At 65.6% G+C, this 25,457-nt stretch carries 26 protein-coding genes, 1 other RNA gene and 1 riboswitch; of the genes, 14 read left to right on the plus strand and 13 right to left on the minus strand.

Going from position 1 to position 25,457, the window contains the following annotated elements; genetic code table 11:
* Positions 1–137 precede the first annotated feature (137 nt).
* The 3 genes from NIBR502770_RS10255 to NIBR502770_RS21835 all read left to right on the plus strand — a co-directional run bounded on the left by NIBR502770_RS10255 (position 138) and on the right by NIBR502770_RS21835 (position 1,888).
* The gene (locus NIBR502770_RS10255) at positions 138–737 is read left to right on the plus strand and encodes a GDSL-type esterase/lipase family protein (protein ID WP_141160025.1); all 600 of its coding nucleotides are present in this window, start codon (positions 138–140) and stop codon (positions 735–737) included.
* Between the two features lie 85 nt (positions 738–822).
* On the plus strand, positions 823–1,656 hold the full coding sequence (locus NIBR502770_RS10260; RefSeq protein WP_141181847.1) for a DUF4097 family beta strand repeat-containing protein: 834 nt from the start codon (positions 823–825) through the stop codon (positions 1,654–1,656).
* Between the two features lie 157 nt (positions 1,657–1,813).
* Positions 1,814–1,888: a 50S ribosomal protein bL37 gene (locus NIBR502770_RS21835; protein ID WP_369299106.1), complete on the plus strand. Its 75-nt coding sequence runs from the start codon at positions 1,814–1,816 to the stop codon at positions 1,886–1,888.
* A gap of 101 nt (positions 1,889–1,989) precedes the next feature.
* On the opposite strand, the gene rsrA is transcribed toward NIBR502770_RS21835, so the two are convergent.
* Together rsrA and NIBR502770_RS10270 are read right to left on the minus strand one after the other, a co-directional pair.
* Positions 1,990–2,250 (minus strand): mycothiol system anti-sigma-R factor, encoded by a 261-nt coding sequence (gene rsrA / locus NIBR502770_RS10265; protein ID WP_141160023.1) that lies wholly within the window; start codon positions 2,248–2,250, stop codon positions 1,990–1,992.
* Positions 2,247–3,059, minus strand: a complete 813-nt coding sequence (locus NIBR502770_RS10270; RefSeq protein ID WP_370871394.1) for a sigma-70 family RNA polymerase sigma factor — start codon at positions 3,057–3,059, stop codon at positions 2,247–2,249. Before NIBR502770_RS10270 ends, rsrA begins: the two co-directional genes overlap by 4 nt.
* 237 nt (positions 3,060–3,296) lie before the next feature.
* Here NIBR502770_RS10270 and NIBR502770_RS10275 point away from each other — a divergent pair, with 237 nt between their 5' ends.
* From NIBR502770_RS10275 to NIBR502770_RS10310, 8 genes are all read left to right on the plus strand, one after another.
* Positions 3,297–3,845 carry a DoxX family protein gene (locus NIBR502770_RS10275; protein ID WP_141160022.1) on the plus strand — a complete coding sequence of 183 codons (549 nt, stop codon included), beginning with the start codon at positions 3,297–3,299 and terminating at the stop codon, positions 3,843–3,845.
* A gap of 6 nt (positions 3,846–3,851) precedes the next feature.
* A complete protein-coding gene (aroA, locus tag NIBR502770_RS10280) occupies positions 3,852–5,237 on the plus strand; it encodes a 3-phosphoshikimate 1-carboxyvinyltransferase (RefSeq protein ID WP_141181848.1) in 1,386 nt (461 codons plus the stop codon).
* The gene (gene rsgA / locus NIBR502770_RS10285; protein WP_141160020.1) at positions 5,221–6,336 is read left to right on the plus strand and encodes a ribosome small subunit-dependent GTPase A; all 1,116 of its coding nucleotides are present in this window, start codon (positions 5,221–5,223) and stop codon (positions 6,334–6,336) included. The genes aroA and rsgA overlap by 17 nt, the downstream gene beginning before the upstream one ends.
* 44 nt (positions 6,337–6,380) lie before the next feature.
* Positions 6,381–7,193, plus strand: a complete 813-nt coding sequence (hisN, locus tag NIBR502770_RS10290) for a histidinol-phosphatase (protein ID WP_141160019.1) — start codon at positions 6,381–6,383, stop codon at positions 7,191–7,193.
* A 152-nt stretch (positions 7,194–7,345) separates the two neighbouring features.
* Positions 7,346–7,459: riboswitch (SAM riboswitch) on the plus strand.
* 36 nt (positions 7,460–7,495) lie between these two features.
* Positions 7,496–8,911 carry an aminotransferase class V-fold PLP-dependent enzyme gene (locus tag NIBR502770_RS10295; protein WP_141181849.1) on the plus strand — a complete coding sequence of 472 codons (1,416 nt, stop codon included), beginning with the start codon at positions 7,496–7,498 and terminating at the stop codon, positions 8,909–8,911.
* An 84-nt stretch (positions 8,912–8,995) separates the two neighbouring features.
* Complete coding sequence (locus NIBR502770_RS10300) at positions 8,996–9,754, plus strand: class I SAM-dependent methyltransferase (RefSeq protein ID WP_141181850.1); 759 nt, start codon at positions 8,996–8,998, stop codon at positions 9,752–9,754.
* Between the two features lie 47 nt (positions 9,755–9,801).
* Positions 9,802–10,512, plus strand: a complete 711-nt coding sequence (locus NIBR502770_RS10305; RefSeq protein WP_141160016.1) for a metal-dependent transcriptional regulator — start codon at positions 9,802–9,804, stop codon at positions 10,510–10,512.
* A gap of 48 nt (positions 10,513–10,560) precedes the next feature.
* Entirely contained in the window at positions 10,561–10,938 is a 378-nt protein-coding gene (locus tag NIBR502770_RS10310; protein ID WP_141181851.1) for a hypothetical protein, read from the plus strand.
* Between the two features lie 44 nt (positions 10,939–10,982).
* On the opposite strand, the gene NIBR502770_RS10315 is transcribed toward NIBR502770_RS10310, so the two are convergent.
* Positions 10,983–11,966, minus strand: coding sequence for a S1C family serine protease (locus NIBR502770_RS10315; protein WP_141181852.1), 984 nt, complete (start codon positions 11,964–11,966; stop codon positions 10,983–10,985).
* Positions 11,967–12,128: 162 nt separating this feature from the next.
* Here NIBR502770_RS10315 and NIBR502770_RS10320 point away from each other — a divergent pair, with 162 nt between their 5' ends.
* Complete coding sequence (locus NIBR502770_RS10320) at positions 12,129–12,593, plus strand: pyridoxamine 5'-phosphate oxidase family protein (protein ID WP_141181853.1); 465 nt, start codon at positions 12,129–12,131, stop codon at positions 12,591–12,593.
* 12 nt (positions 12,594–12,605) lie between these two features.
* On the opposite strand, the gene NIBR502770_RS10325 is transcribed toward NIBR502770_RS10320, so the two are convergent.
* Entirely contained in the window at positions 12,606–13,661 is a 1,056-nt protein-coding gene (locus NIBR502770_RS10325; RefSeq protein WP_141181854.1) for a zinc-dependent alcohol dehydrogenase family protein, read from the minus strand.
* Between the two features lie 115 nt (positions 13,662–13,776).
* Positions 13,777–14,604 (minus strand): hypothetical protein, encoded by an 828-nt coding sequence (locus NIBR502770_RS10330; RefSeq protein WP_246857460.1) that lies wholly within the window; start codon positions 14,602–14,604, stop codon positions 13,777–13,779.
* Between the two features lie 96 nt (positions 14,605–14,700).
* Here NIBR502770_RS10330 and NIBR502770_RS10335 point away from each other — a divergent pair, with 96 nt between their 5' ends.
* Together NIBR502770_RS10335 and NIBR502770_RS10340 are read left to right on the plus strand one after the other, a co-directional pair.
* Positions 14,701–15,171 carry a pyridoxamine 5'-phosphate oxidase family protein gene (locus tag NIBR502770_RS10335; protein ID WP_141160011.1) on the plus strand — a complete coding sequence of 157 codons (471 nt, stop codon included), beginning with the start codon at positions 14,701–14,703 and terminating at the stop codon, positions 15,169–15,171.
* 44 nt (positions 15,172–15,215) lie between these two features.
* The gene (locus tag NIBR502770_RS10340; RefSeq protein WP_141181855.1) at positions 15,216–16,226 is read left to right on the plus strand and encodes a zinc-dependent alcohol dehydrogenase family protein; all 1,011 of its coding nucleotides are present in this window, start codon (positions 15,216–15,218) and stop codon (positions 16,224–16,226) included.
* A 24-nt stretch (positions 16,227–16,250) separates the two neighbouring features.
* Here NIBR502770_RS10340 and NIBR502770_RS10345 read toward each other — a convergent pair whose 3' ends face one another.
* From NIBR502770_RS10345 to ftsE, 8 genes are all read right to left on the minus strand, one after another.
* A complete protein-coding gene (locus NIBR502770_RS10345; RefSeq protein WP_141181856.1) occupies positions 16,251–17,276 on the minus strand; it encodes an ATP-dependent 6-phosphofructokinase in 1,026 nt (341 codons plus the stop codon).
* Positions 17,273–20,461, minus strand: coding sequence for an HAD-IA family hydrolase (locus NIBR502770_RS10350; RefSeq protein WP_141181857.1), 3,189 nt, complete (start codon positions 20,459–20,461; stop codon positions 17,273–17,275). Before NIBR502770_RS10350 ends, NIBR502770_RS10345 begins: the two co-directional genes overlap by 4 nt.
* A 57-nt stretch (positions 20,462–20,518) precedes the next feature.
* Positions 20,519–20,983 carry a pyridoxamine 5'-phosphate oxidase family protein gene (locus NIBR502770_RS10355; protein WP_141181858.1) on the minus strand — a complete coding sequence of 155 codons (465 nt, stop codon included), beginning with the start codon at positions 20,981–20,983 and terminating at the stop codon, positions 20,519–20,521.
* A gap of 180 nt (positions 20,984–21,163) precedes the next feature.
* Positions 21,164–21,532: a transfer-messenger RNA gene (gene ssrA, locus NIBR502770_RS10360) on the minus strand.
* Between the two features lie 73 nt (positions 21,533–21,605).
* Positions 21,606–22,079, minus strand: a complete 474-nt coding sequence (gene smpB / locus NIBR502770_RS10365; RefSeq protein ID WP_141160006.1) for an SsrA-binding protein SmpB — start codon at positions 22,077–22,079, stop codon at positions 21,606–21,608.
* A gap of 81 nt (positions 22,080–22,160) precedes the next feature.
* Positions 22,161–23,591 carry a M23 family metallopeptidase gene (locus NIBR502770_RS10370; RefSeq protein ID WP_141181859.1) on the minus strand — a complete coding sequence of 477 codons (1,431 nt, stop codon included), beginning with the start codon at positions 23,589–23,591 and terminating at the stop codon, positions 22,161–22,163.
* Positions 23,592–23,618: 27 nt separating this feature from the next.
* Positions 23,619–24,533, minus strand: coding sequence for a permease-like cell division protein FtsX (gene ftsX, locus NIBR502770_RS10375; RefSeq protein WP_141160004.1), 915 nt, complete (start codon positions 24,531–24,533; stop codon positions 23,619–23,621).
* A complete protein-coding gene (gene ftsE / locus NIBR502770_RS10380; protein ID WP_141181860.1) occupies positions 24,530–25,318 on the minus strand; it encodes a cell division ATP-binding protein FtsE in 789 nt (262 codons plus the stop codon). Before ftsE ends, ftsX begins: the two co-directional genes overlap by 4 nt.
* Between the last annotated feature and the right edge of the window lie 139 nt (positions 25,319–25,457).

Below are 25,457 nucleotides of genomic sequence, written 5' to 3' on the forward strand. Positions count from 1 at the left end.
CCGGAGTCGAAATACCAGACTCCGGCCGGGCAGTTCTGTTTAATGGACTGACAGCGCCTCCCCGAGCCTCCGCAAGGCGGCGGCAACGATGGCAGCGGCCGTATCGAAGTAACCCGTACCGAAGTAAAGAGGAACGCGTGGAAGACAGGAAGCTGCGGATCGCAGCTGTAGGAGACGAACTGCTGGCCGGACTGGGCGATCCCCGGGCCCTTGGCTGGCTGGGCCGCGTCCTGGCCCGCACTCCCCAGGACGGCATGCTCCTGGAAAGCTACGCCCTCCCCTGCCCGCAGGAAGGTACTGAAGGTTTGGCCGCACGGTGGCTGGACGAGGCCGGGAGGCGCTTCAGCCCGCAGGCGGAGAACCGGCTGGTAATCGGCCTCTCGGGGCGCGACATCGAGTTCGGCCTCTCCACCGCGAGGAGCCGCCTGAACCTGGCCAACATCCTGGACTCGGCTTCCCAGAACCGTATCGAGGTGTTCGTTGTGGGTCCTCCCCCAACACTCGACCCCGCGCAGAACCGGCGGCTGGATGAACTGAACACGGCCTTCGCGGATGTGACCACGCGCCGCAAGCACCTCTACGTCGACACCTTCTCCCCGCTGCTTAACCACGAACAGTGGCGCCAGGACCTGGCGGCAAACGGAGGCACGCCCGGCCAGGCCGGGTATGGGCTCATGGCCTGGCTGGTGCTGCACCGCGGCTGGTTCCAGTGGCTGGGGATGGATGCCCCCCAGTAGCCTTTCGGGACCTGTTTTTGACCCTTCCGCCCGGCGGCGTTACGTTGGAGGATCAACGCGATATATCGCTTTTTTGGAGGGGACCATGCCCGGAGGGAACTGGACCGTCACAGGCCCGCAGAGCATTGAAGTCGACGCCGTGACGTCGCTGAAGCTGGGCCTGGTCAGGGGCAGCTTCACCATCACCGAACACGATGACCCGTCGGTCCGTCTCCAATTCTCGGAGGTCCATGGTGACCCCGTAGCGGTCTCCCTGAACGGCGGGCGGCTGGAAGTGCGGCATCAACTTCACGGCGCCCAGGGCTGGTTCAAGAACCTCATGGAGACTGTCAACCACAACAGCGACAATGCCGCGGCCGTCACTGTGGCAATTCCCCGTGGAGTGGAGGTGGAGGCCGGGACTGTGAGCGGCGAGGGCCTGGCGTCCGGCATTTCTGCCCACGTCCGGCTCAACACCGTGTCCGGCGCGGTCACGGCGGAGGACACCTCCGGAGAACTTCAGGTCAATACCGTCAGCGGCCAGGTGTCAGTCAGGAACCACCGGGGCGTCCTGACCGCCAAGAGCATCTCCGGCGAGGTCACCGCCTCCGGCCATTTCACGCACGTGCGCACCAATACCGTCAGCGGGCACCTTGACTTCAACCTGCTCGGTTACACCCAGGATTTTGGCTCCAATTCCGTGTCCGGAGACCTGACCATAACCCTCCCTGCCGACGTGGGGGTTGACATCGTGGCGAAGTCCGCAGGCGGAGCGGTCATCCTGGACGGCAGCCAGTGCCTGCCCACCAACGGCAAAGTGGAGACCATTGCAGGCCCTGACATGCAACTGATGCTCGTCAGGACCAATTCGCTGTCCGGCAAAACCACCATCATCCACGCTCCCGGCCCCGTTGGCGCCGAGGGGGACGCGGAACGCTGAGGCTGCGCCGCGCACCCCACCCTGCCCGGGCAGTCTCGATGAATACGGCCGGGCGGCCCGGCCGCAGGTCATCCGAAGTTTCCCGGTTCGCGGGCCGCCGGATCATGTGGGAGACTGGAGGGCAGCTCTTTTGAGTACAACATTAAGGAGGCCAGCTATGAGCAAGCGTGCACGCAAGCGTCGTGACCGTAAGCGTGGCGGCGCGAACCACGGGAAGCGCCCCAACACCTAGGCACATGCCAGGAACTACGGTTCAAGCGAAGGACCCCGCAAGCCAGTCGGCTTCCGGGGTCCTTTGCTGTTTGCGGCCCTGGCGCGCAGGGGGCGCCGGTACTACGCCTCGACGGGACGGATGGCGTGTATCCGGTCCAGGATGGCGTTCTTCAGGTTGTCCGGAGCGGACTCCTTGCAGGAACGCTTGACCATGTTGCGGATGACGCATTCGAGGTCGTACTGCTCCGTGCATTCAGGGCAGTCATCGAGGTGGTTCTTGATTTCGGTAATATCTTCGCGGGTCAGTGCCCCGTCGAGGTACTCATAGATGCGTTGCATCCGGGTATCGTCGCAGTCGCCCAATCCCTGGCAGTCGCTCATTTCCTGTTCTCCTGTGCTTTGCTTCCTGCCGCATCCGACGCATCAGCGGCCGTTTTGAATCCCCGCTCGGCGGCGTATTCCGCGAGCATGTCCCGCAACATTCGGCGGCCGCGGTGGAGCCGGGACATCACGGTGCCGATGGGCGTATTCATGATGTCTGAGATTTCCTTGTAGGCGAAGCCCTCCACGTCAGCGAAGTAAACCGCCAGCCGGAACTCCTCCGGAATGTCCTGGAGCGCCCGCTTGACGTCCGAATCCGGAAGGTGGTCCAGTGCTTCTGCCTCAGCCGAACGTAGTCCGCTCGACGTGTGCGACTCCGCCCGGGCCAGCTGCCAGTCCTCGATGGTGTCCGAATTTGACTGCAGCGGCTCGCGTTGCCGCTTGCGGTACAGGTTGATGTACGTGTTGGTCAGGATCCGGTAGAGCCACGCCTTGAGGTTGGTGCCCGGCTTGTACTGGTGGAAGGCCGAGAAAGCCTTGGTGTAGGCCTCCTGGACCAAGTCCTCCGCGTCCGACGGGTTCCGCGCCATCCGCATCGCCGCAGAGTAGAGCTGGTCCACATACTGCATGGCGTCCCGCTCAAAGCGCAGGCGGCGCTGTTCCACGGTCTCCGCGGCAACGTCCAGCGTGCTGTCCTCGGCATCCGCTGCTGCGGCCGGTGGTTCGGTTGCTGCCTGCCCGGCGGGGAGCGGCGCTGCGCCTGCCCTGCCGTTCACTTCGCCGGGGGACGCCTCATACATGGCCGCGATGGCCGGATCCAGGGTACTCATTGCCTTCAAGTCTACTGTCAGGCGCCCCGCCGGGGGCATGCCGTACTCCGGCGGCTCGGCGGCAAGCTTGTCCACTTCCACCGGTCCCGCCTGCCTGGTTCCGTCCAACACCTTCCGCAAGGCCCAACTCCGCTCTGTATCGGGTGATTGATCGCCAGGGCCCTCGTCGCGGACCCAGTCGACATAACCGCCTCCCGCGGGCAAATATTCCCCAAAAGTGCAAGACTAGGACCGACTCCGCCGCTTGCCGCGGCTCGTCCATCCAGGAGGAAATCCATGCCCTTTGTCCGCACTCTCGCCAGGCCCATGCTCGCCTCCAGTTTCATCCTTGCCGGACTGGACAAGCTCAAGAACTCCGACGACACCGCCCAGCAGCTCTCGCCGCTGCTGCGCAAGGCTGCAGCCTCGCTTCCCTTCCAGACGAACGAGAAGACCCTGGCCCGCGTCATCGGCGGTACCCAGGTGGGCGCCGGCGTCCTGTTCGGCCTTGGCAAGTTTTCCCGGCTCTCGGCCGGCCTGCTCACCGTCGTTTCCCTCCTGAACACCTTCGTGGAATGGCGGAGCGCGGACATCAGCAGCAAGGAAGGGCGCGAGAACCGCAGGAACCAGTTGCTCAAGAACGTCTCCCTGAGCGGGGGTGCCCTGCTCGCCTCCGTGGACACGGCAGGCAAGCCCGGACTGGCCTGGCGTGCCGAGCACCTTGCCGCCGACGCGCGACGGAACGCCTCGCACCTGGCCGCCGACGCCCGCAGGACCACCACCAAGAAGCTGAACAAGGCGGACAAGGCTGTACGCCGCGCCGTCGAACACGCCGCGGGAGCCTAGGCACGAATGACCGCAGCAGCTGCCACCCGGGAATCCGGAACACCTGTCCAGTACTGGGCCGCGCCTTTTGCGGACCGGCCCGTCAATGCAACCGTGACGGTGCCCGGATCGAAGTCCCTGACCAACAGGTACCTGGTCCTGGCCGCCCTGGCGGACGGACCATCGCGCCTTCGGGCTCCCCTGCACTCCAGGGACTCCGCGCTGATGATCGATGCACTGAGGCAGCTCGGCGCCACCATCAGCGAAGTGCCCGGGGACGGCGCCTTTGGTCCTGACCTGGAAGTTGTTCCGATCCCGGCGTCAGCGGCGCCATCCACCACCAGGATCGACTGCGGGCTGGCCGGCACCGTCATGCGGTTCGTCCCACCACTTGCGGCGCTCCGCAGCGGAGCCAGCGTGTTCGACGGCGATCCGCACGCACGGAAGCGTCCCATGGGAACCATCATCGAAGCCCTCAAAGCTTTGGGCGTCGCGGTTTCCGCCGAGGACGGGAGCACGCCGTCGTCCCTTCCCTTCGTGGTGGAAGGGACCGGCGCGGTCCGGGGCGGCCACCTGGTGATCGATGCCAGCGCGTCGTCGCAGTTCGTCTCCGCCCTCCTGCTGGTGGGAGCAAGGTTCGACGACGGCCTGCACCTTGAGCACGTCGGGAAACCGGTGCCAAGCCTGGACCACATCAACATGACGGTGGCTGTCCTCCGCGGCGCCGGCGTCTCCGTGGACGATTCGGTCCCCAACCACTGGGTGGTGGCCCCGGGACCCATCCAGGCCTTCGACCAAAGAATCGAGCAGGACCTCTCCAACGCCGGGCCGTTCCTGGCAGCGGCCCTGGCATCGCAGGGCACCGTCCGCATTCCCAACTGGCCCACGGAAACGCAGCAGGTGGGCGACCTCTGGCGCGGCATCCTCACCCGGATGGGAGCCACGGTCACCCTGGAGGACGGACTCCTGACCGTCACTGGCGGCCCCGAAATCAAGGGCGGCGACTTTGCCGACACCAGTGAACTGGCTCCTACGGTCGCGGCACTCTGTGCCCTTGCCGCGGGGCCTTCCCGGCTCAGCGGAATCGGCCACCTTCGCGGGCACGAAACTGACCGGCTCGCCGCCCTGGTCACCGAGATCAACCGGCTCGGCGGCGACGCCGAGGAAACCAGCGACGGCCTGGTCATCCGGCCCGCCCCGCTGCACGCCGGCGTCGTCCACAGCTACGCCGACCACCGCATGGCCACTGCCGGGGCAATCCTGGGCCTCTCGGTAAGCGGCGTCCAGGTGGAGGACATCGCCACTACCGCCAAGACCATGCCCGACTTCCCGCAGCTGTGGGCCGGCATGCTGGCCCAGGCTGCTCCCGAGGTACCGCGGCCGGAAGAGCGTGGCAGTGGCGCGGAGCACTGACTCCTGGGACGAATCCGACGTCCGGATCCGCCCCAGCAAGAAAGGTTCCCGTCCCCGCACCAAAGACCGGCCCAGCCATGACGACGCCGTTACCGGGCGGATCATTACGGTTGACCGCGGCCGGTACACGGCAGTGGTGGGCGAGGACTCGGACAACGAGCGCATCGTCATCGCAGCGCGTGCCCGTGAACTCCGCCGGTCACCTGTCGTTGCGGGAGACTTCGTATCGCTCGTGGGGGACGTGTCAGGCGCGCCGGACACGCTGGCCCGCCTGGTGAAAATCCAGGACCGCCACACCCTCCTGCGCCGGAGCGCCGACGATACCGACCCCGTGGAGCGGGCCGTGGTGGCCAACGCGGACCAGCTGGTCATCGTCGTGGCGGCTGCCAACCCGGAACCCCGCACCGGGTTCATCGACCGCGCCCTGGTGGCTGCCTACGACGCCGGGATCGAGCCAATCCTGCTGGTCACCAAGGCCGACGTCAAGGACCCCGCCGAGCTCCTCTCCAATTACACGCACCTGGACTTCCCGGTGATCATCAGCAAGACCGCCGACGCGCAGGCTTCCGGGATCGACGCACGCTCTGACGACGGCCTCTCCGCCCGGCTGGACAGCACTGCGGTGGCGGCCCTCCGCGCCCACCTCGACGGCAGGGTCACCGTGATGCTGGGGCACTCCGGCGTGGGCAAGTCAACCATGGTGAACGCGCTGACCGGTGCCGAGCGGGCCACCGGCGGCGTCAACGCCGTAACCGGACGTGGCCGCCACACGTCGTCGTCGGCCCTGGCCCTGCGCCTGGCTGACGCGCCGGCCGGAAGCTGGATCATTGACACCCCCGGTATCCGTTCCTTCGGACTGGCCCATGTGGACCCGGACCGGATCCTGCGCTCCTTCCCGGACCTCTCCCCTGGCATCGAAAACTGTGAACGCGGGTGCAAGCACACGGCAAACGCGGTGAACTGCGGCCTCGACGACTGGGTGGCAGGCGGGCACGCAGGTCCCACCGGCCCGGCACGCCTGGCGTCGCTCCGGCGCCTGCTCGGCACGGATCCGCGCATGGAAGCACAGGAAACCAAGGAGCTCGGCAGCGTCAACTGACGCGTTCTCCCGGCAGAAGCGTCCGCAGACGGTAGTTTGTAACCATGATCCAACCCGCTTCGAGCTACAACGATGACCTGCGCCTGGCCCATGTCCTGGCCGACTCCGTGGATGACCAGACCATGAGCCGCTTCAAGGCCCTGGACCTCCACGTTGAGACCAAGCCGGACCTGACGCCCGTCACCGACGCCGACAAGGCAGCCGAGGAAGCCATCCGCGGCCAGCTCTCCCGCTCCCGTCCCCGCGATGCCGTCCTGGGCGAGGAGTTCGGCAGCACCGGGCACGGTTCACGGCGCTGGATCATCGATCCCATTGACGGGACCAAGAACTTTGTCAGGGGCGTCCCGGTCTGGGCCACCCTGATCGCCCTGGTGGACGAAGGCGAACCCGTGGTGGGCGTGGTCAGCGCCCCGGCCCTCGGCAAGCGCTGGTGGGCGGCAAAGGGCATGGGCGCCTACATGGGCAGGTCCTTGGCAGCTGCCACCCGGCTGCGCGTCTCCAACGTGTCCAGCCTCTCCGACGCCTCCCTCTCCTACTCCAGCCTGAGCGGCTGGAAGGAACGCGGCAACCTCGACGATTTCCTCGGGCTGACCGAGGACGTCTGGCGGACCCGGGCATACGGCGATTTCTGGTCGTACTGCATGGTGGCAGAGGGCTCCGTGGACATCGCCTGCGAACCGGAACTCAACCTCTACGACATGGCTGCGCTGGTGCCGATCGTGGTCGAGGCCGGGGGCCGGTTCACCTCCCTCGAGGGCGAGGACGGACCGTTCGGCGGGAACGCGCTGGCCACCAACTCGATCCTGCACTCCGAGGTCCTGCACCGTCTCAACCCTTACCTGGACGATCTGCTGTAACTGCCACGGTTTGCCCGCTTGGGCGAATATTGCGACGCCGGACACCTTCAGAAGGAGGTGTCCGGCGTCGTTTATTCGATATTGCGTAATAAAGCCCTTAACAATTGGCCCGGCTTCCAGCCTGGCCGCCCCATGTCCTACGCTTTTATGCAGGTCACGAGTGCCAGCGCAAAACCCCGGTTTGCTGGCCGGCAACCCTCCATTCGCGGCGGGGTGCCCCGGGTGACGACCAGGCCGGTCCGGAGTGGATGCGGCAAGCGCGGATTCCGTACGCCGGAGTCCTGTACACAAGTGAGGTCTCTGTGACAACTGCCACCGTCTCCCCCAAACCCGTCACCGAATCCGCCGTTGCTGCCGAACGCCGTGCCGCCGCCGGCCGCCCGCTCGCTGCAGTCACCGGGGCCGAAATCCAAGCACCATTGATAACCGGCGGCCACGTGCGGTACGCCAACCTTGATTACGGGGCATCGGCCCCTGCACTCTCCGTGGTGTCCGCCTACCTCAACGAGATCCTGCCCTACTACGCCAGCGTCCACCGCGGGGCCGGGTACGCCTCCCAGATCAGCACCTCCGTGTACGAGAACGCACGCAGCATTGTCCGGGACTTCGTGGGCGGCCGGCAGGACGATTCGGTCATCTTCACCCGGAACACCACCGATTCGCTGAACCTCCTGGCGGGCTGCCTGCCCCGGACGGACGGACGGACCGCCGGTGACGTCCTCTACCTGGACATCGAGCACCACGCCAACCTCCTGCCGTGGCAGGGCGTCCCGCACCGCAGCATCGTTGCCGCGGACACCATCGCCGGCACCCTTGAGGCCGTCCGCGCCGAACTCGAACAGGGCGGCGTCAGCCTCCTGGCCGTCACCGGCGCCTCCAACGTCACCGGCGAGATCCTCCCCATCCGGGCCCTGGCCGCGCTGGCCCACCAGCACGGCGCCCGGATCGTGGTGGACGCGGCCCAGCTCGCGCCGCACCGCCGGGTGGACATCAGCGCGGACGACGTCGACTACCTCGCCTTTTCCGGCCACAAGCTGTACGCGCCGTTCGGCGCAGGTGTCCTGGTAGGCCGGCCTGACTGGCTGGATTCCGGCGTCCCGCACCTCGCCGGCGGCGGGGCCGTCAAGGAAGCACGGCTCGACGGCGTCAGCTGGGCCACCGGCCCGGCCCGCCACGAAGGAGGCTCACCGAACGTCCTCGGCGCCGCCACCCTGGCACGCGCCACGCAGGTCATCGCCGAACTCGACCAGGACAGGTGGCATGCGCACGAGTCCGCGATCCGGTCCTTCCTGGTGGAGGGCCTCCAGGAAATCGACGGCGTCACCGTCCACCAGATCTTCAAGGACACCAATCCGGAAACGGACACCATCGGCGTGGTCAACTTCTCCGTCGAGGGCTACGACGCAGGGCTGGTGGCCGCCTACCTTTCCGCAGAGCACGGGGTGGGCCTGCGTGACGGACGTTTCTGCGCCCATCCCCTGCTGAAGCGCCTGGGCCTGCCGTCCGGCTCCCTCCGGGCGAGTTTCGGCGTGGGCTCGCGGCTGGAGGATGCTGAACGCCTCCTTGCCGGTATCCGGGCTTTGCGCAGCAACGGACTCGGGTGGGACTACGTGGTGGACGCGGGCCGCTGGGTGCCCGCCAACGACTTCCGCACCTACCCGCACTGGGCACCCAATACCCCCGGGACCGCCGGCGCGGCCCCCTGCCTCGACGACTAGCGGGGTAACGGCGGCTGCCTGCAGGCACCGGCCATGCGGTAAATTCGAAGGACATCCGCAGGCAGCACCGGAAGGAGGCCACGCGTGGTTCGGGGTGGCCCCAGGCTTGATCACGGCCGGCGCACGGAGCTCGGGCAGAGCTTCCAGGACGGCGGCCGCCACTACCAGCGCGTCCGCCCCGGCTATCCGGCGGAATCCGCACGGTGGCTGGTGCCTGCCGGGGCCCGTGAGGCCCTGGACGTCGGGGCGGGTACCGGTAAATTCACCGCCTTGCTGCTGGCCATGGGACTGGATGTCACCGCCGTCGACCCTTCTGCGGACATGCTCGCCCAGCTGAAGGCCCACTGCCCGGCCGCCACGGCTGCGGCGGGGACGGCCGAGGCGACAGCCCTTCCCGACGCGGCCTTCGACGTGGTCACCGTTGCCCAGGCGTGGCACTGGTGCGATCCCCTCGCTGCGAGCACCGAACTGGCCCGCGTCCTGCGCCCGCACGGAACCCTGGGCCTGGTCTGGAACCAGCTGGACACCTCTGTCCCCTGGGTGCACCGGCTCTCCCGGATCATGCACGCCGGCGACGTCTACCGGCCCGGCCACAAGCCCGTCGTCGGGCCCGAATTCCACGGGCTTAAGGGGCATGTGACGCACTGGCAGGACAGGGTGACCACCAGTGACCTGATGGAGCTCACCAAATCGCGCAGCTACTACCTGCGGGCCGGCGAGTCGACGCGGGCGAAGGTCCTTGCCAACCTGGACTGGTACCTGCACGAACACCTGGCCCATGCTCCGGGGCAGGAACTCGACCTCCCCTACCTGACGCTGGCCTGGCGCGCCGCCAAGGCCTGATCCGGGGCCGCCCCTGCCGGACCGGCCAAACCGGTAGGCTTGGACCTGTGAAGACCAGCGCGCCCTCCTCCTCGATCGAGGACTACGTCAAGGTCATCTATTCATTCACTGAATGGCAGGACAAGCCCATCACGTCCTCCCAGCTGGCACAGCGGCTGGGCGTGGCGAATTCCTCTGTGTCAGAGATGGTCCGCAAGCTGAAGGACCAGGGGCTGGTGGACCACAAGCCCTACAGCGCAGTCACCCTGACCGATTCCGGCCTGCGCCTGGCCCTGTCGATGGTCCGGCGCCACCGGCTCATCGAGACCTACCTCGTCCAGCGTCTTGGCTACAGCTGGGACGAGGTCCACGATGAAGCCGAACAGCTGGAGCACGCGGTCTCGGATACGTTCATCGAACGCGTCGCAGCCAAACTCGGAAACCCGGAACGGGACCCCCACGGCGATCCCATTCCCACCGCGGACGGCCAGGTGCTGATGCCCAGCGCCCATCTCCTCGCCGGGCTGGACCAGGGGCACAGCGGCAAAATCACCCGTATCAGCGATGACAATCCTGAGCTCCTGCGGTATCTCGCCGCGCAGGACATCGATCTCGACGCCGAGGTTGAGGTGCTGGGTCGGCGCCCGTTCGGTGGTGCACTGATGGTGCGCATCGCCGGCCCCGGCGGCACCCGCGACTTCGACCTTGCGGATGAGATCGCCTCGGCGTTGTGGGTCTCCACCGAAACGCCCCACCCCGGATGCATCCTGGGAAGCTGAATCACCGGCGCACCGCCGATTTGGCCGCCTCCCGTATCGTGGAACGTGATGATCAGCAGACGCGACGCAGCAATAACCCTGGATGTTCCCCTTGAGATGGCGCAGCGCCATGGCCTGCCGAAGTGGATGTCTGAGGCCGAGCTCCGCAGCATCCTGGACAATCCCCCGCCCTGGCTGGTGCAGTCACGGGCCAACCGCACCGGCAAACGGCCCGTCTGGGTGCACCTTGAGTGCGCCGTGTGCGGGTACGAGGAGGCTGCCCGGCCCAAGAAGTGGTGGCCGGACTTCACCTACGTGGTGTGCGGCCACCACGCGCCGTCCGAGGTTCCCGCCGTGCGTCCCGGGTGCGTGCGCAGCGAGTACGACGGCGTGGGGCCGCGTTTCGTAGGCATCGCTGACGTGGAAGCCCCCCAGGTCAGCCCCTAGCCTTTCGTATGTGCCTGCCCATGGTGCCGGCCCGCCGTCGGCCGTTATCCAGCTCCGTTGGCCGTCATTTCCTCCGGAACCGCCGTCAGGTGGCGTTCTGCGCCATCGCGCAGCACGGCAAGGTTGAGCGGCTGGCCGATGGCATCGGCGAACAGCAGGCGCTGCAGGCTTTCGGCGTTGCTGACCGGGCGGCCCCCGGCCGTGACGATGACGTCCCCTGCCGACAGGCCTGCCTTGTCTGCAGGCGACCCGGGCAGTACCTCTACGACGCGGAGCCCTTCACGCAGCCCGGTGCGGATCACGGCGCTGGATCCGAGCTGCATCGGGGTACTCACCAGGCCCAGGTACGCGCGGCGCACCCTTCCGTCTGACAACAGCGCGGAGATGATCCTGCGGGTGGTCGCGTTGATCGGAATTGCCAGTCCCAGGCCGGCTCCGGCCACTGCGGTGTTGATGCCCACGATCCTGGCGTGAGTATCCGCCAAGGCACCGCCGGAGTTGCCGGGGTTCAGTGCCGCATCGGTCTGGATGACGTCCTCGATGACCCGCCGGTTACCGCCCGACCAGACTGGAATGGCCCTGCCCAGCCCGCTGACCACCCCCGCGGTCACCGAACCGGCCAAGCCCAGCGGGTTGCCCACGGCCACAACCAGCTGCCCGACCCGGAGGGATTCCGCCGCGCCGAACACGGCGGGCCGGATTCGCGGCCGCGAACCGTGCACCACCGCAAGGTCGGACAAGGGGTCCGCGCCAACGAGTTCCAGCTCCATCCTGCTGCCGTCGCCGAAGACCGCGAAGCCGTGCCGGGTGCCGGCCACCACGTGGGAATTGGTGAGCAGGTAGCCGTCCTCGGTGAAGAGGACGGCCGAACCTGCGCCCACCCGGGCCCGGCCATTGCGGCGCTGCGCCGTCATCTCGATTGCTGCCACGTGGGGCGTCACGGCAGCTGCCACCCGCATCACTGTTTGCGAGTACGAGTCCAGGACATCGTCATTGTCCGCTGTTATTGGTACCTGCGCCTGGTCCATGGCGCACCTCCGGCTTTGAGTGCCGCTTCCGGCTGTTCCGTGCCCTCTGGGGCCCCTACGGGAATCAACGGTGAACGGCCTGGATCCAGTCCCGTCGCGGCTACGCCTTGGGTGAACGCCCCAGCAGTGCACACCCGCGCTCCAGGCCCTAGGATCGGTACCATGGCTGATTCCGCTGGTGGGTCTCGAACAGAAGTGCTGAATCCCGATGAATGCTGGCGGTACCTTCGGTCCTCATACATCGGCCGGCTGGCAGTCATCAATGGTGACGTTCCCGAGATTTTTCCGGTCAACTTTTCCGTTGCCGGGGAATCGCTGGTGTTCCGTACCGCGCCCGGCACCAAGCTGCGCGCCCTGCTCAGCGGCGCAGTCGCGGCACTCGAGGTGGATGGACTGAACCCTTACGCCACGGAAGTCTGGAGCGTGGTGGCTAAGGGCAAGCCGGAAGAATTCGATGGGACCCGGATGACGCTCCCCGACTCCGATGCCGACCGCGAGCCGTGGGAGCCCGGGATCAAGGACCACCTGGTAGCTTTGACCCCCACGGAGCTCACCGGACGGCGGTTCGCCGTCAGGTCCCGGACACGGTGGTGGCCGCCGGTGGACTTCTCCGCAGACTGGCTGTAGCGGTGGCCGGATTCACGCCGTGATGATCACTTTGAGGGCCTTGGTTTCGGCAGCCCGGGAAAAGGTGTCGTAGGCGTCAAGGAACTGATCGAAACCAAAATGGTGCGTGGCGAATTTCTCCGCCCTGATCTTTCCCTGGGCCACCAGCTTGAGCAGCATGGGCGTCGTGTTGGTATTCACCAGCCCCATGCTGATGCTGATGTTTTGGATCCACAGGTTTTCCAGGTGCAGCTCCACGGGTTTTCCATGCACCCCGACGTTCGCCACCGAACCACCGGGCCGTACGATGTCGGTGCACATGCCAAATGTTGCCGGCACGCCAACAGCTTCAATGGCCACATCGACTCCCTGTCCCCCTGTCAGGGCCAGGACCTGTTCCTTCCAGTCACGGCTGCCTGACAGGACCGTGTCCGTGGCGCCAAACTCCTTTGCCTTCTCCAGGCGGTTGGCGTCCAGGTCGATGGCCACCACCGTAGCGGCGCCGTACAGCCCTGCTGTGGTGATCGCCGCCAGTCCCACCGGCCCGGCACCGACCACGGCCACGGTGTCGCCGGGCTTTACCCGGCCGTACTGGACGCCGATTTCGAATCCCGTGGGGAGGATATCGGAGAGCATGACGGCCTGTTCGTCGCTGACGCCGGCAGGCAGCAGGTGCAGGGAATTTTCGGCATAGGGCACCCGGACGTACTCCGCCTGGGTACCGTCAATGAGGTGCCCGAAGATCCATCCCGTGCCTTCCTGGCCCTCGCCGCCCAGGCAGTGCGAGTAGAGTCCGGCCTTGCAGTTGGCACAGTGGCCGCAGGACTTGATGCACGAGATGATGACACGGTCGTTCACGTTTAGCCCCGTCACGGAAGGCCCGGTTTCCACGATGGTTCCCACCCCCTCGTGGCCCAGGATCCGGCCTTTTTCGACGGCGGGCACGTCACCTTTGAGGATGTGCAGGTCGGTACCGCAGATGGTGGTGGTATCGATTTTGACAATGACGTCGCCGGGTTGCTGGATCCGGGGGTCCGGAACATCCGTCCATGACTTGTTGCCGGGTCCGCCGTAGACGAGGGCTTTCATGCGTTTCTCTTTACTGTGGGGGACGGCTTTTCGAGGGTTTGCCGGCCGGAGCGCTCGGATTGCTGAGGGATGGGTTGGGAGCCGGCGGCAGCTGCTGCCAGTGGATTCACGGCCTTCAGTTTGGCCAGATGCAGGCTTCCAAGCACCAGGAAGAGCCCGAGAGCCCAAGTGCGGGAAGGAAGGCGGCCAGGCTTGGTTCTGCACCGAAGAGGGGTTTGACCAGTTCACCCACCGCCAGGGAGAAGATGAGGGTGAAGCCGAGGACGTACAGGGCCGGGAGAAGCAGCAGACCCGTACGGTGGTTCCGGTACGTGAGGAAGGCAAGGATCAGGAATCCGGGCATGATGAAACAAAGGTCCAGGATGAAGATCGAGTAGAGGGAATCGATTTGTTCGCCGCTCCGCATGAGGGGCAGGAGCATGCCAATCCACAGGGGGTAGAAGATGAGCGGCTGAAGGATGGCGCCGGCTGCTGAAGCAATCCTGGGTGCACGAGAAAGGGAGACGGATGGCGCGTCGCGGGCCACGGTGGCCCCGGCGGTGACCAAGGCCCAGAATGACAGGGCGAAGACTGCCATGTAGAGCAGGTACAGGCCGTTGTAGGTCCGCTCAATGACATAAATCCCGTAGGCGTAGAAGAGGTAGCCAAGGAGTCCCAGGGCCACGATCTGGAATTTGGCCCTCTGGGGCCTTGCCGCATACGACAGGTACAGCAATCCGAGCCCGGCCGCCACTGACAGCAGGTCCTGGGAGTAGGCGCCGGGGACCAGGTCGGGGGCCACCACGCGGTTGTAGATTCCAGGGCGCCAGACCCCGGTTGCCGCAGCAGCCAGCGCCAGCAGTCCGGCGACGGCCCACAGCACGCGGTTGAGGAACAAGTGCGTCAGCATGGCCACCTCCCGCAGGAAGATCAGGGTTTCCCGGGTGTTCCCACAGCGTCCCATTAGGCCGCCCCGGGCCCCAAGGGCCATTGGTCCTGCCCTTGACGCCGGGCCTTTGTGCCCTTTCCCGATGCCGAAGAGTTGCCTACGCTGTGCCCTATGACTGACAAATCAAACGTACCCGTGCCGGAAATCCTCGACCCTGAAGAGTGCTGGGACCTCCTGGGCCAAACCGGGGTGGGACGGCTCGCCGTCATCGCCGATGGCCACCCCGACGTGTTTCCCGTCAACTTCAAGGTTGATGGTGACACGCTGGTTTTCCGCACCGGGTCAGGAACCAAGCAGCAGGCCATCCAGTCGGATGCCACGGTGGCCCTGGAAGCAGACGCCGTCAGTTCGCAATTCGGGCTTGCGTGGAGCGTCGTCGTTAAGGGCAAGGCTGCCGAGACAACACCCACCGGACCCGACCTGGATGACATCCGGCGCGCCTTGTTCCCCTGGCAGGGCGTGGGCCAGGAGTACTTCATCCGGATTACACCGGAGTCGGTGACGGGCAGGCGCTTCACGATGAACGCCCCGCTGCTGTGGCAGGCCCCGCTGGACGAGGCAACCCGCGCCGGTCTCGAGTAGGCGGCCCGGACCGGCAGGTGCGCAGGTTCCAGGCAGGAGATTCAGTGCGTGCATGGTGGGTAGGCGAGCCCGGTCCCATGTCCACCCGCCCGCTGGTCCAGGGGATCCGTGCAGTTCCCAGGCCTGCGGCCGACGAGATACTGGTGGACGTGACCGTCTGCGGTGTGTGCCGGACCGACCTCCATCTCGCCGAAGGTGACCTCTCCCCGCGGCGCCCCCACGTGGTGCCGGGGCATGAAGCTGTCGGAGTCGTGGTCGAAACCGGAGCGGATTGTTCCCGTTTCGCGGCAGGCGACAGGGTTGGCGTGGCTTGGCTGGGTGGCGTTTGTGGCAGCTGTGCTTACTGCCGCCGCGGCGACGAGAATCTGTGCAGGTCACCGGTGTTCACGGGCTGGGACAGGGATGGGGGCTATGCCGAGCAACTGGTTGTCGCGGAGGATTTCGCCTACCCGGTGCCAGCTGGCTTCACTGACGAACAGGCCGCGCCGCTGCTGTGCTCGGGGATCATCGGATACCGGGCCCTGAAGCGTGCGGCCCTGCCCGTTGGCGGGCGCCTTGGCATCTACGGTTTTGGCAGCTCCGCGCACATCACCGCCCAGCTTGCCATCAAACAGGGTGCCTCCGTGTTTGTCATGACCCGGTCTGACAGTGCCCGGTCCCTCGCCCGGGAGTTGGGAGCCGACTATGCGGGGGACGCTTATGATGAGCCGCCGGTACCCCTCGATTCCGCGATTCTTTTCGCACCGGTGGGAGAACTTGTCCCGGCCGCGCTGCGCGCCCTGGACAGGGGTGGAACCCTCGCCATCGCCGGAATCCACCTGAGCGACATCCCGGCCCTCAATTACAGCAGGGAACTCTACTACGAACGTCAGGTGCGGAGCGTAACAGCCAATACCCGGGCTGACGGGCATGAGTTCCTGACTCTCGCAGCCAGGCTGTCCCTGGCCCTCACCACGACGACCTACCCGTTCGACGCAGCAGACAAGGCCCTCGACGACCTGGCCGCCGACAGGATAACCGGTTCAGCGGTCCTCCGGGTCCGGGCGGAACGGTAGGCTCTGCTCAACAGGTCCCCTGCCTCATCCAAACAGGACAGCGGCCTCCTCGTACCGTGCTTCAGGGACCACCTTCAGTTCTCCCAGCGCTTCCCCCAGGTCAACATTGACTATGTCCGTACCACGCAGCGACACCATGGTGCCCCATCTGCCGGCGGCTGCCGATTCGACAGCGGCCAGCCCCAGCCTGGTGGCAAGGACCCGGTCGAAGGCCGTAGGTTCGCCGCCACGCTGAATGTGGCCCAAAACGGTGGCGCGCGTTTCGATGCCGGTCCGTGTCTGCAGTTCCCCTTCGAGCAGCAGGCCGATCCCTCCCAGTCGCGGCCGCCCAAAAGTATCCAGGCCACGGGGTGCGTAGGGTGCTTGGTGACCCTCGGGAGCGAAGGCCTCGGCCACCACCACAAGGGGAGCCCGGCCTCGGTCCCGGGCTGACAGTACCCACGAACATATTTGGTCCAGGGACACCGGATGTTCAGGTATCAGGATGGCGTGCGCGCCCGACGCCATGCCGGAATGCAGTGCTATCCAGCCGGCATTCCTGCCCATGACCTCTGCGACCATGCACCGGTGGTGCGATTCGCCAGTAGTCCGGAGGCGGTCGATGGCTTCTGTGGCAGTCTGGACCGCGGAATCAAAGCCGAAGGTGTAGTCCGTGGCACCGAGGTCATTATCGATGGTCTTTGGGACACCCACCACATTGATGCCCTGCCCGCACAATTCCCGGGCAGCTGCCAGTGTCCCCTCTCCCCCAATGGCAATCAGGCCGTCCAGTTCGTGGCGCCGGACGCAGGCGCGGACCCCTTCGATCCCCTTCCCCACCAACGGATTGGTCCGGGACGTGCCCAGGATGGTTCCGCCCAGGCGGGAGATACCGCGGACACTCGTCCGGGGCAAAGGAAAAACGTCCTGCTCCAGGACACCCCGCCACCCGTCCCGGAACCCGATGAATTCGTAGCCATGCGCCACGTCTCCGCCCAGCACGGCTCCCCGGATGACCGCGTTGACGCCGGGGCAGTCACCGCCGCTGGTGAGGATGCCCAGCCGCTTCACGGCACCACCACCCCCGCAGCGCGGGCAGGGAGCGGGAAGTGGCGGGTCTGCCCGGCGGGAAGGAACTCGTCATTGCCATGGACCCGTACCTTGATGGGGCCGGCGTCACCTGGAGCGGAGGCGATACTCATATCCCCGCCCTTGAGATGAATGCGGAGGCGGTGCCCGCGGTAGAGGACCTCAAAAGCAACGGCCCGCAGCCCGGTGGGGAGGTTGGGGGCAAACAAGATGGTGTCGCCGCTGAACCGCAGCCCCGCAAAACTGCGCTGCACTACGTCGATGGTTCCAGCCATCGCGCCCAAATGGATGCCCGCGCGCGTGGTGCCATGCTGGGTATCGTCGAGGTCGGCGTCGAGCGCTTCCCGGAAGCTGTCCCACGCCCGGTCCGCGTCCAGGCCGGCCAGGACCGATGCGTGCGCAACCCGGCTCAGTGTGGAGCCGTGGGCCGTCCGGGCAAGGTAATACTCGACGGTCCGGTTGAGCTGTTCGTGCGTGAACCCGTAGCCCAAGCGCTGCAGCACGGTGACCAGCCCATCGTGTCCCAGGAGGTACGGGAGCATCAGGACATCCGCCTGCTTCGCCAGTTTGTAATGGTTGGTGGCGTCGTCTTCTGCCTCGAGGATCAGGTCCAGCCGCTCAATGTCGCCATAGGTGTCCCGGTAATGGTCCCAGTCAAGTTCCTGCAGATCCCCGTAACCAGCAAACTGGCTGATGACACCGTCGCTGTGAAAGGGCACGTACATCAAGGTCCCCAAACGCTCCCACCCGGCCGCTTCCGCATCCGTGACGCCAAGGCGGTCCATCAGCCCCGCGCGCTCGCTGCCGTGCAGGAATGAGAGGATGCCTGCTGCCTGGGAGCAAACCCAGGCGGCCATGACGTTCGTGTACGCGTTGTCATCCAGGCCCGGTTTGTCACGGTACGGGTAGCCAGTATGGTATTCATCCGGTCCCACCACGCCCCGCACGTGGTACCTGCCGCCTGTCTCGTCGTACTCCGCCAGGGAGCAGAAGAAGCGGGCAACTTCAACCACCAGCTCAGCACCCTTCTGCAGAAGCCAGATCTTGTTCCCGGTGGTCTGGAAGTACTGCCATGCGTTGAAGGCGACGGCCAGGCCGGAGTGCACCTGCAGATGCGAATAGTCCCGGACCCATCTGCCGGACCTGTCGTTGTACAGCCATTTCGGGGTTTCCTCGCTCCCGTCGCTGCCGCTTTGCCAAGGAAACTTTGCTCCCTCCTGCCCGGCCAACGATGCTGCATGCCGGGCCGCGGGCAGCCTGCGCCACCGGTAGTCGAGTACCGAGCGGGCAATATCCGGAGTTCGTGAAGTCAGCACCGGAAGGACAAACAGCTCATCCCAAAAGACGTGGCCGCGGTAGCCCTCGCCATGGAGTCCGCGTGCCGTCACGCCGGCATCCAGTTCCGCCGTGTGGTGGGTCAAGGTCTGCAGCAGGTGGAAGATATGCAGGTTAAGGACCATGCGCACGGGCAGCGGGGCGTCAATCTCCACCAGGAAAGGTCGGAGCTCACGCCGCCAGGCCTCCTCGTGGGCGGCGAGCAGCACATCGAAATCCCCGGGCGCGCGCTCAAGCACTGAACGGGCACCCGTTTCGGGCGAGGAGATGGCACGGTCGCGGGAGGTCACCACCGCCACTGACTTGGTGATCCGCGCCGTGGTACCGGTTTCAAGGGAAACCGGCAGGGTCTGGAAATGGAAGGCTCCGATCGCGCCCCCGGTAATGTGTGCGGCGGCCGGCGAGACCTGCGTCCGGTAGGCCACGGCGATGCGGATGAGGCTTTGGGTGGTTTCAACCTCAACGACGGAGGTACCGTCAGGGCGCACCTCCGGGTCCGGGCGCTGCGGGGCCGTCTTGTCGGCCAAGTGGACATCGGAGCCCTGGGCACGCTCGGGGAGGTTCGCGTTGCGGACTCCGGCGTCAATTCCGCTGCGGACCTCCACCATGCCCCTCCAGCCCAAGGCCGTGATCGCCGTCTGAAGGACCAGCAGGTGAGGCTCGGCCATGGATGCAAATCGTGTCTGCACCACCTCCAGGCGCCGCCCGTCGGCACCTTCCAGCAACAGCCTTCGCTCCAGCACCGCTTTTTTGAGGTCCAGGACCCTGCGCTCGCGGACGACGTACAGCCCGCCCGCAGACCACCATTCCTGCCCGGCCAGGCGCAGGTCAAGCGGAAGGCAGTTGGGCGCGTTGACCATGTGTTCTTCCAACAGCATCTCGTCGGCGGACTTCGCCCTGACCCGGTTGTAAATGCCGGCGAGGTACATGCCTGCGTAGCTGTACGGACCGCCCTCGGGGGCCGCTCCACGAACGCCCAGGTAGCCGTTGCCCAGGGTGGTCAGGGCCTCCCGGTGTCCTTCGTGCCCGGCGTCAAAACCTTCAAACACAAGGTGCCAGGCATTGCCGATCACCTGGCCCAGGTCCAGCTCGCCCACATCGTTGAGGACAGTGTCCGCCCCCGCGGCTTCAAGCTGGCGGCGGTTCCCGGCCCGGTCGATTCCCACCACCAGGCCAAAACCGCCGCGCCGCCCGGCCTCGACACCAGCGGCCGAATCCTCAATCACCACGACATGTGACGGACTGACGCCAAGCCTTGCTGCGGCAGCCAGGAAGACGTCAGGGGCAGGCTTTCCCTGCAGCCCAAGCCCTGCCGCCGTCGTCCCGTCCATGACGACGGTGAAGAGATCCTGGACGCCCGCTGCTTCCAGGACCGATGCCGCGTTTCGGCTCGAGGTGACAACGGCCATGGGCACTGCAGCCTCGGTGAGCCGGCGCAGCAGCTGCAGGGTCCCGGGGTAGCTTTGGACCCCGTCCCGCCGGAGATGTTCCAGGAACAGCTCGTTCTTCCACTGGCCCAGGCCGAATCCTGTCCAGGCACCGGCTTCATCTGTTTCGTGCCCCTTCTCAAGAAGCACTCCCCTGGCTGCCAGAAACCGCACCACTCCTTCCTCGCGCGGCATGCCGTCGATATAGGTGAGGTAGTCGGCCCTGCTGAGCGGGGCACGGTCGGTGCCCCGCGGAATCCTGGGGTCGTGCAGGATCCGGGCGAACGCGTCCTTCCACGCTGCCTGATGCAGCAGTGCCGTGTTGGTGACCACCCCGTCCAGGTCGAAGATGACGGCGTCAAACGGTGGCTTGGCAGCGGCAGCGGCGGTGGGCGACGCAATCATAGGACATTGCTACCAGCAAGCAGGACTTCAGCAAAGGGCCGATGGGCCCTCCACCCGCTAAGCCGTGTCCCTGGCCGCCGTCTCCCCTACATGGTTCCACCACGTCAGCGGTGATGTGATGACGAAGCGCCGGCCTGTGACGGAGGTGGGGACGATGCGGACGAAGTGGTCCTTCTCTCCCGCCTGCCAGGGAAACAGCGTCAGGGCGGCTCCCGCCAGGAGTTCCTGGGTGGGCTCCAGGATGACGGCCTTGCCTTTGACCAGCACGCTCCAGGCTTTTGAGTCGTCGTGGCCGTCTGCTTCAAGCGCGACGGCGAGTGGTCCCCCGGCGGCCCGCAGCTTGGTTCCTTCCCCGGTGCGGAAGACAACTGATTGCTGGTCCACTTTGTAATTTACGGGGAAAACTTCCGGATATCCGTCCACCAGCACAGCCAGGTGGCCAACAGACACTCCATGCAGGAGGTCCCAGCACGTGGCGGCGTCCAGGACTTCAGTAGGCAGTTGTGCCGGGTCGTTGTGCATGCCTTGACGATAAGGGCGGGTGCGGCCGACCCGCTAGAGCCCTTAGGCCCTGCCGGTATTCCGGTGCGGGCGGCCCGGTACCCGGGCAGCCGGGCAAAGAAAAACACCCCGGTCAGGAGACCGGGGTGTTTTTCTTTGATGATCCGACCCATCCGCAAAGGATGTCCCGATTCATCTCGGGGGTGGAGATGGGGGGAATTGAACCCCCGTCCGATGTCGTGTTGTCAGGGCTTCTCCGGGCGCAGTTTGCGTCGGATTTTCTCGGCCCCAGCCATGCTGCAAACAGCTGGCTGATCCGGGCCCAGTCACCTAAAAGTCCCGTTTACTCCGATGACGGGAGCAAACAGCAGTGGCTATCTAAATGACGCCAGGATCCGGGGCGATAGCAACCTCGGGCTGACGGACTGTCTTACTGCTTAGGCAGCAAGAGCGAAGTCAGTGCGCTTAGAATTGGCACTTATTGGTTTGCAGACAGCGTTTACGAGATAAATCTGCATCCTCGGCCCGCTTCACCTGTCGCGACTAACATCGTCGAAACCGATCATCCCCGTATTTTGTTGCCAAACCGGCTGGCACGCCGGCCGGACTACCCATACTAACGCATACCCGCCCGAAATAATTCCTAGCGGCGCCGGTTGCGCTCCCGCATCTCGCGCTGCGCCTCACGGTTGTCCTGCTGCTCGCGCAGGGTCTGCCGCTTGTCGTACTCCCGCTTGCCCCGGGCAACCGCGATTTCCACCTTGGCCCGGCCGTCGACGAAGTAGAGCTGCAGCGGAACGACGGTGTACCCGGCCTCCTGGACTTTGCGGGAGATCTTGATGAGTTCCTCGCGGTGCAGCAGCAGCTTCCGCCGCCGCCTGGCGGCATGGTTGGTCCAGCTTCCCTGGTTGTATTCGGGAATGTGGATCGCTTCCATCCACAGTTCGTCGTTATAAAAGGTGCAGAATCCGTCCACCATGGAGGCATGCCCCTCGCGCAGGGACTTCACTTCGGTGCCCATCAGCGCGATGCCGGCCTCGTACGTGTCCAGCACGTGGTAGTCATGCCGGGCCTTGCGGTTGGTGGCCACCACCTTACGGCCACTTTCTTTCGGCACGGGAAAACTCCTCAGGTTCAGGTTGGACGGCCCGGGCCAGTGGCGCCGGAGCTATACCAGTCTACGGCAGGCGGGTACTGCCTACAGCAGCCCCATGGGGTCGACGGCTCGGCCGTTGAGCCAAGTCTCGAAGTGGGCGTGGCAGCCCGTGGAGTTACCGGTACTGCCCGAGTATGCAATGAGTTGCCCCTGCGAGACCTTTTGGCCGTTCGAGACCACGATGCTGGAGTTGTGGTAGTAGATGGTGGTGAGGGTGTTGCCCTGCACCATGCCGTGATCGATCTTGACACGCCAACCACCGCCGTCGGCGGAGTTCCATCCTGAGCTGAAGACTTCCCCGGCTGCGGCCGCGTACACGGGCGTTCCGCAGGCTGCACCGAAGTCGATGCCGGTGTGCATGTACCCGCCCGTGCCGTAGAAGTCGATAGTTCCCGGCGGAGTGGTGCGGTAGCCAAAGCCGGAGGTGATGGGGATGCTGCCGTCGAAGGGGTGGCGGAGGCCAAAGGCCGACGGCGAACCGGCGGCCGGCGGGACGTAAGGCTGGACGGGCGGGGCGGGGCGGTTCGCTGCCGCGGCTGCGGCGGCGGCAGCAGCGGCGGCCGCGGCAGCCTGACGGCGCTGCTCCGCTTCCCATGCCTCGCGGGCCTTGCGGTCTCGTTCGGCAATTTCGTTGGCCACCTGGTTTTGGTTGGCCTGGACGCCCGCCAGTTGCGCCTGGATTCCGGGCTTGGCAGCCTGGAGCTCGGCGTCGAGGCGGGTGGTGTCGGCAATCAACTGGTCCACCTGGGCCTTTTTGGCGGCTGCCTCGTCGCGTGCCGCCTTCTCCCGCTCAAGCGCGGCGTCGGCTTTGGCCTTGAGGTCCTTGATTTCCGCTTCCACGGCCTGGAGCCGGGCTTCCGAGTTCACGTTGGTCGCGTTCTGCTGGCTCAGCTTGTCCATGGCGGCGTTCTGGCTGCGCATGGCCTGGTCCGCCAAGTCCATGGTGTCGGTGAGGCTGCCCCCGCCGTTGGAGCCGAAAAAAAGCGACAGGTTGGAGGGGACACCGCCGGACTTGTAGGCCTGGGTCGCGATCTGGCCGATCAGCTTCTTGGTATCGGCAATTTTTTGCTTGTCGGTTTCCAGCTGCTGGGTGATCTTGGCTTTGTTTTGCTGGGCCATGTCGACACGTGCAGCCAGTGCTTCCGATTCTTTGACTGCGCTGGCAACGCGGCCCTGCGCGTCAAGCAGTGCTTGCTGTGCCGCCGGGAGCTGGCCCTGGTAGATCACAAGGTCGCCGGCGGCCTTTGCGATTCGGGAATCGACAAATTCAAGCGACGCCTGGACGCGGGCAGCTTCGGCCTCGAGCGCGGCTTTCCGGTCTTCGAGGTCGTCTGCGAAAGCCACGGGGGTGGCTACGGCCATGCCTGCTGAAAGAATGACGGTGAGCAGGCCGCTCACAAGTCCCCACCGGCGGGCAGCGGACCGTCCCCGGCTTCGCTGGGCGCGGGGCGCGGTTTGAGCAGTAACGTTCATTGGCATTCCTTGGTCGGTGTGCACAGCCTAAACGCGCAAATATCTGCGAAGGGTCAAGAGGGACGAAATTCCTGCCAAGGATCCGCCAAGGACCAGCAGCGCCGGCGCGAGGATGAGGGTCTGGCCTGCCGAAATGAAGGCCGTGTCAGGGTATTGGCGGGACATGTAGTCACCCAGGAAGAACTGCGCTACGGCCCACAGGGTGCCCGAGGCCAGGGCTGCGCCGATGACGGCCGCGATGACGCCTTCGAGGATGAATGGCAGCTGGATGACGGTTTTGGACGCCCCCACGAGCCTCATGATGCCGGTCTCCCGGCGCCGGCTGAAGGCGGAGAGCCTGATCGTCGTGGCGATGAGCAGGATCGCGCAGACGATCATCACTCCTGCGATGCCCACTGCCACCAGGGACGCCCCATTCATCACCGAGAAAAGACGTTCCAGCAGCTGCCGCTGGTCGATGACCGTCTCCACGCCGGGCTGGGAGGAGAACGTCTCGCTGATGATTTGGTACTTCTCCGGATCCTTCATGTTGATCCGGAAGGAAGCCGGCAGCTGGTCCGGGGTCACGGAATCCACAATGGGCGAATTGGAGAACTGGTCCTTGAAGTGCTTGTAGGCCTCATCCTTGGACTCGAACTGGAAGTCGTTGATGTACTGCGCCACAGCCGGGGATTCCAGGAGTGCGTTCAGGCCCTGCTGCTGTTCAGGGGTCACGGGTCCGGACGCGCACCCGGGCGCGGTCGACCCGTCGCTGCAGAGGAAGATGGCCACCTGGACCTTGTCGTACCAGTAGCCCTTCATCTGGTTGATCTGCATTTGCAGCATGCCCGCCGCGCCCACGAATGTCAGGGACACGAAGGTCACCAGGATGACCGATACCACCATGGACAGGTTCCGGCGCAGGCCGCTGCCAATCTCGGAGAGAATGAATGCGAGCCTCACCGCTGGGCCTCGCCTTCAGCGCCGTTGCCACGCAGGCCGGCGTCGGGAGCCTCCCTGCCGCTGGCGTCCTTCAGGCGCCGGGACTGTCCGACGACGGGAATCATCGAGGTGTACAGGGCCTTGGCTTCGTCGCGGATCACCACGCCGTTCTTGAGTTCGACCACGCGCTTGCGCATCTCGTTGACGATGTCGTCGTCGTGGGTGGCCATCACCACGGTGGTTCCGTTCTGGTTGATCTTGTCCAATACGCCCATGATTCCCATGGACGTGGTGGGATCGAGGTTTCCCGTCGGCTCGTCTGCGAGGAGGATCCCGGGGCGGTTGACCACGGCACGCGCGATGGCGACGCGCTGCTGCTCTCCGCCGGACAGCTCGTGCGGCATGCGGTGTTCCTTGCCTTCGAGCCCTACTGTCTTAAGGACCTCCGGGACGGTATCGCGGATCACGCTGCGGCTCTTGCCGATGACCTGCATGGCGAACGCGACATTGGCGAACACGTTCTTCTGGGGAAGGAGGCGGAAGTCCTGGAAGACGACTCCGATTCCGCGGCGGAGGCGCGGAACCCGCCAACTGGAAATTTTGGCGACGTTTTGGCCGGCGACGTACACGGCACCGGAGGTGGCGCGGTCTTCCTTCAACACCAGCCGGAGGAAGGTGGACTTTCCGGAGCCCGAGGCGCCGACGAGGAAGGCGAATTCGCCACGGTCGATCTCAAGGTCGATGGAATCCAGTGCCGGTCGGGCTTTCTGGTCGTAAACCTTGGTGACATTTTCGAATCGGATCATGGCCCTAAGTACCCTGCAGGGCATGGCTCATCGGTCTGATGCAGCCCAGTTCTGCAGCCGGTGCACGGGTTTTTCGCTTGGGGAAAGTAGGGCCCCGGCCCCTCGACTATACGCAGGATCGGTGCCTGCCGGGCGGGCT

It is taken from the genome of Pseudarthrobacter sp. NIBRBAC000502770, assembly GCF_006517815.1.
Taxonomy (GTDB): domain Bacteria; phylum Actinomycetota; class Actinomycetes; order Actinomycetales; family Micrococcaceae; genus Arthrobacter; species Arthrobacter niigatensis.

Excerpts from the sequence above, each read along its gene's own strand:
- NIBR502770_RS10260 (WP_141181847.1), top strand. The coding sequence starts at position 823 with ATGCCCGGAGGGAACTGGACCGTCACAGGCCCGCAGAGCATTGAAGTC.
- rsrA (WP_141160023.1), bottom strand. The coding sequence starts at position 2,250 with ATGAGCGACTGCCAGGGATTGGGCGACTGCGACGATACCCGGATGCAA.
- NIBR502770_RS10270 (WP_370871394.1), bottom strand. The coding sequence starts at position 3,059 with ATGCCCCCGGCGGGGCGCCTGACAGTAGACTTGAAGGCAATGAGTACC.
- NIBR502770_RS10275 (WP_141160022.1), top strand. The coding sequence starts at position 3,297 with ATGCCCTTTGTCCGCACTCTCGCCAGGCCCATGCTCGCCTCCAGTTTC.
- aroA (WP_141181848.1), top strand. The coding sequence starts at position 3,852 with ATGACCGCAGCAGCTGCCACCCGGGAATCCGGAACACCTGTCCAGTAC.
- hisN (WP_141160019.1), top strand. The coding sequence starts at position 6,381 with ATGATCCAACCCGCTTCGAGCTACAACGATGACCTGCGCCTGGCCCAT.
- NIBR502770_RS10310 (WP_141181851.1), top strand. The coding sequence starts at position 10,561 with ATGATCAGCAGACGCGACGCAGCAATAACCCTGGATGTTCCCCTTGAG.
- NIBR502770_RS10315 (WP_141181852.1), bottom strand. The coding sequence starts at position 11,966 with ATGGACCAGGCGCAGGTACCAATAACAGCGGACAATGACGATGTCCTG.
- NIBR502770_RS10320 (WP_141181853.1), top strand. The coding sequence starts at position 12,129 with ATGGCTGATTCCGCTGGTGGGTCTCGAACAGAAGTGCTGAATCCCGAT.
- NIBR502770_RS10325 (WP_141181854.1), bottom strand. The coding sequence starts at position 13,661 with ATGAAAGCCCTCGTCTACGGCGGACCCGGCAACAAGTCATGGACGGAT.
- NIBR502770_RS10330 (WP_246857460.1), bottom strand. The coding sequence starts at position 14,604 with ATGGGACGCTGTGGGAACACCCGGGAAACCCTGATCTTCCTGCGGGAG.
- NIBR502770_RS10335 (WP_141160011.1), top strand. The coding sequence starts at position 14,701 with ATGACTGACAAATCAAACGTACCCGTGCCGGAAATCCTCGACCCTGAA.
- NIBR502770_RS10350 (WP_141181857.1), bottom strand. The coding sequence starts at position 20,461 with ATGATTGCGTCGCCCACCGCCGCTGCCGCTGCCAAGCCACCGTTTGAC.
- NIBR502770_RS10355 (WP_141181858.1), bottom strand. The coding sequence starts at position 20,983 with ATGCACAACGACCCGGCACAACTGCCTACTGAAGTCCTGGACGCCGCC.
- NIBR502770_RS10370 (WP_141181859.1), bottom strand. The coding sequence starts at position 23,591 with ATGAACGTTACTGCTCAAACCGCGCCCCGCGCCCAGCGAAGCCGGGGA.
- ftsE (WP_141181860.1), bottom strand. The coding sequence starts at position 25,318 with ATGATCCGATTCGAAAATGTCACCAAGGTTTACGACCAGAAAGCCCGA.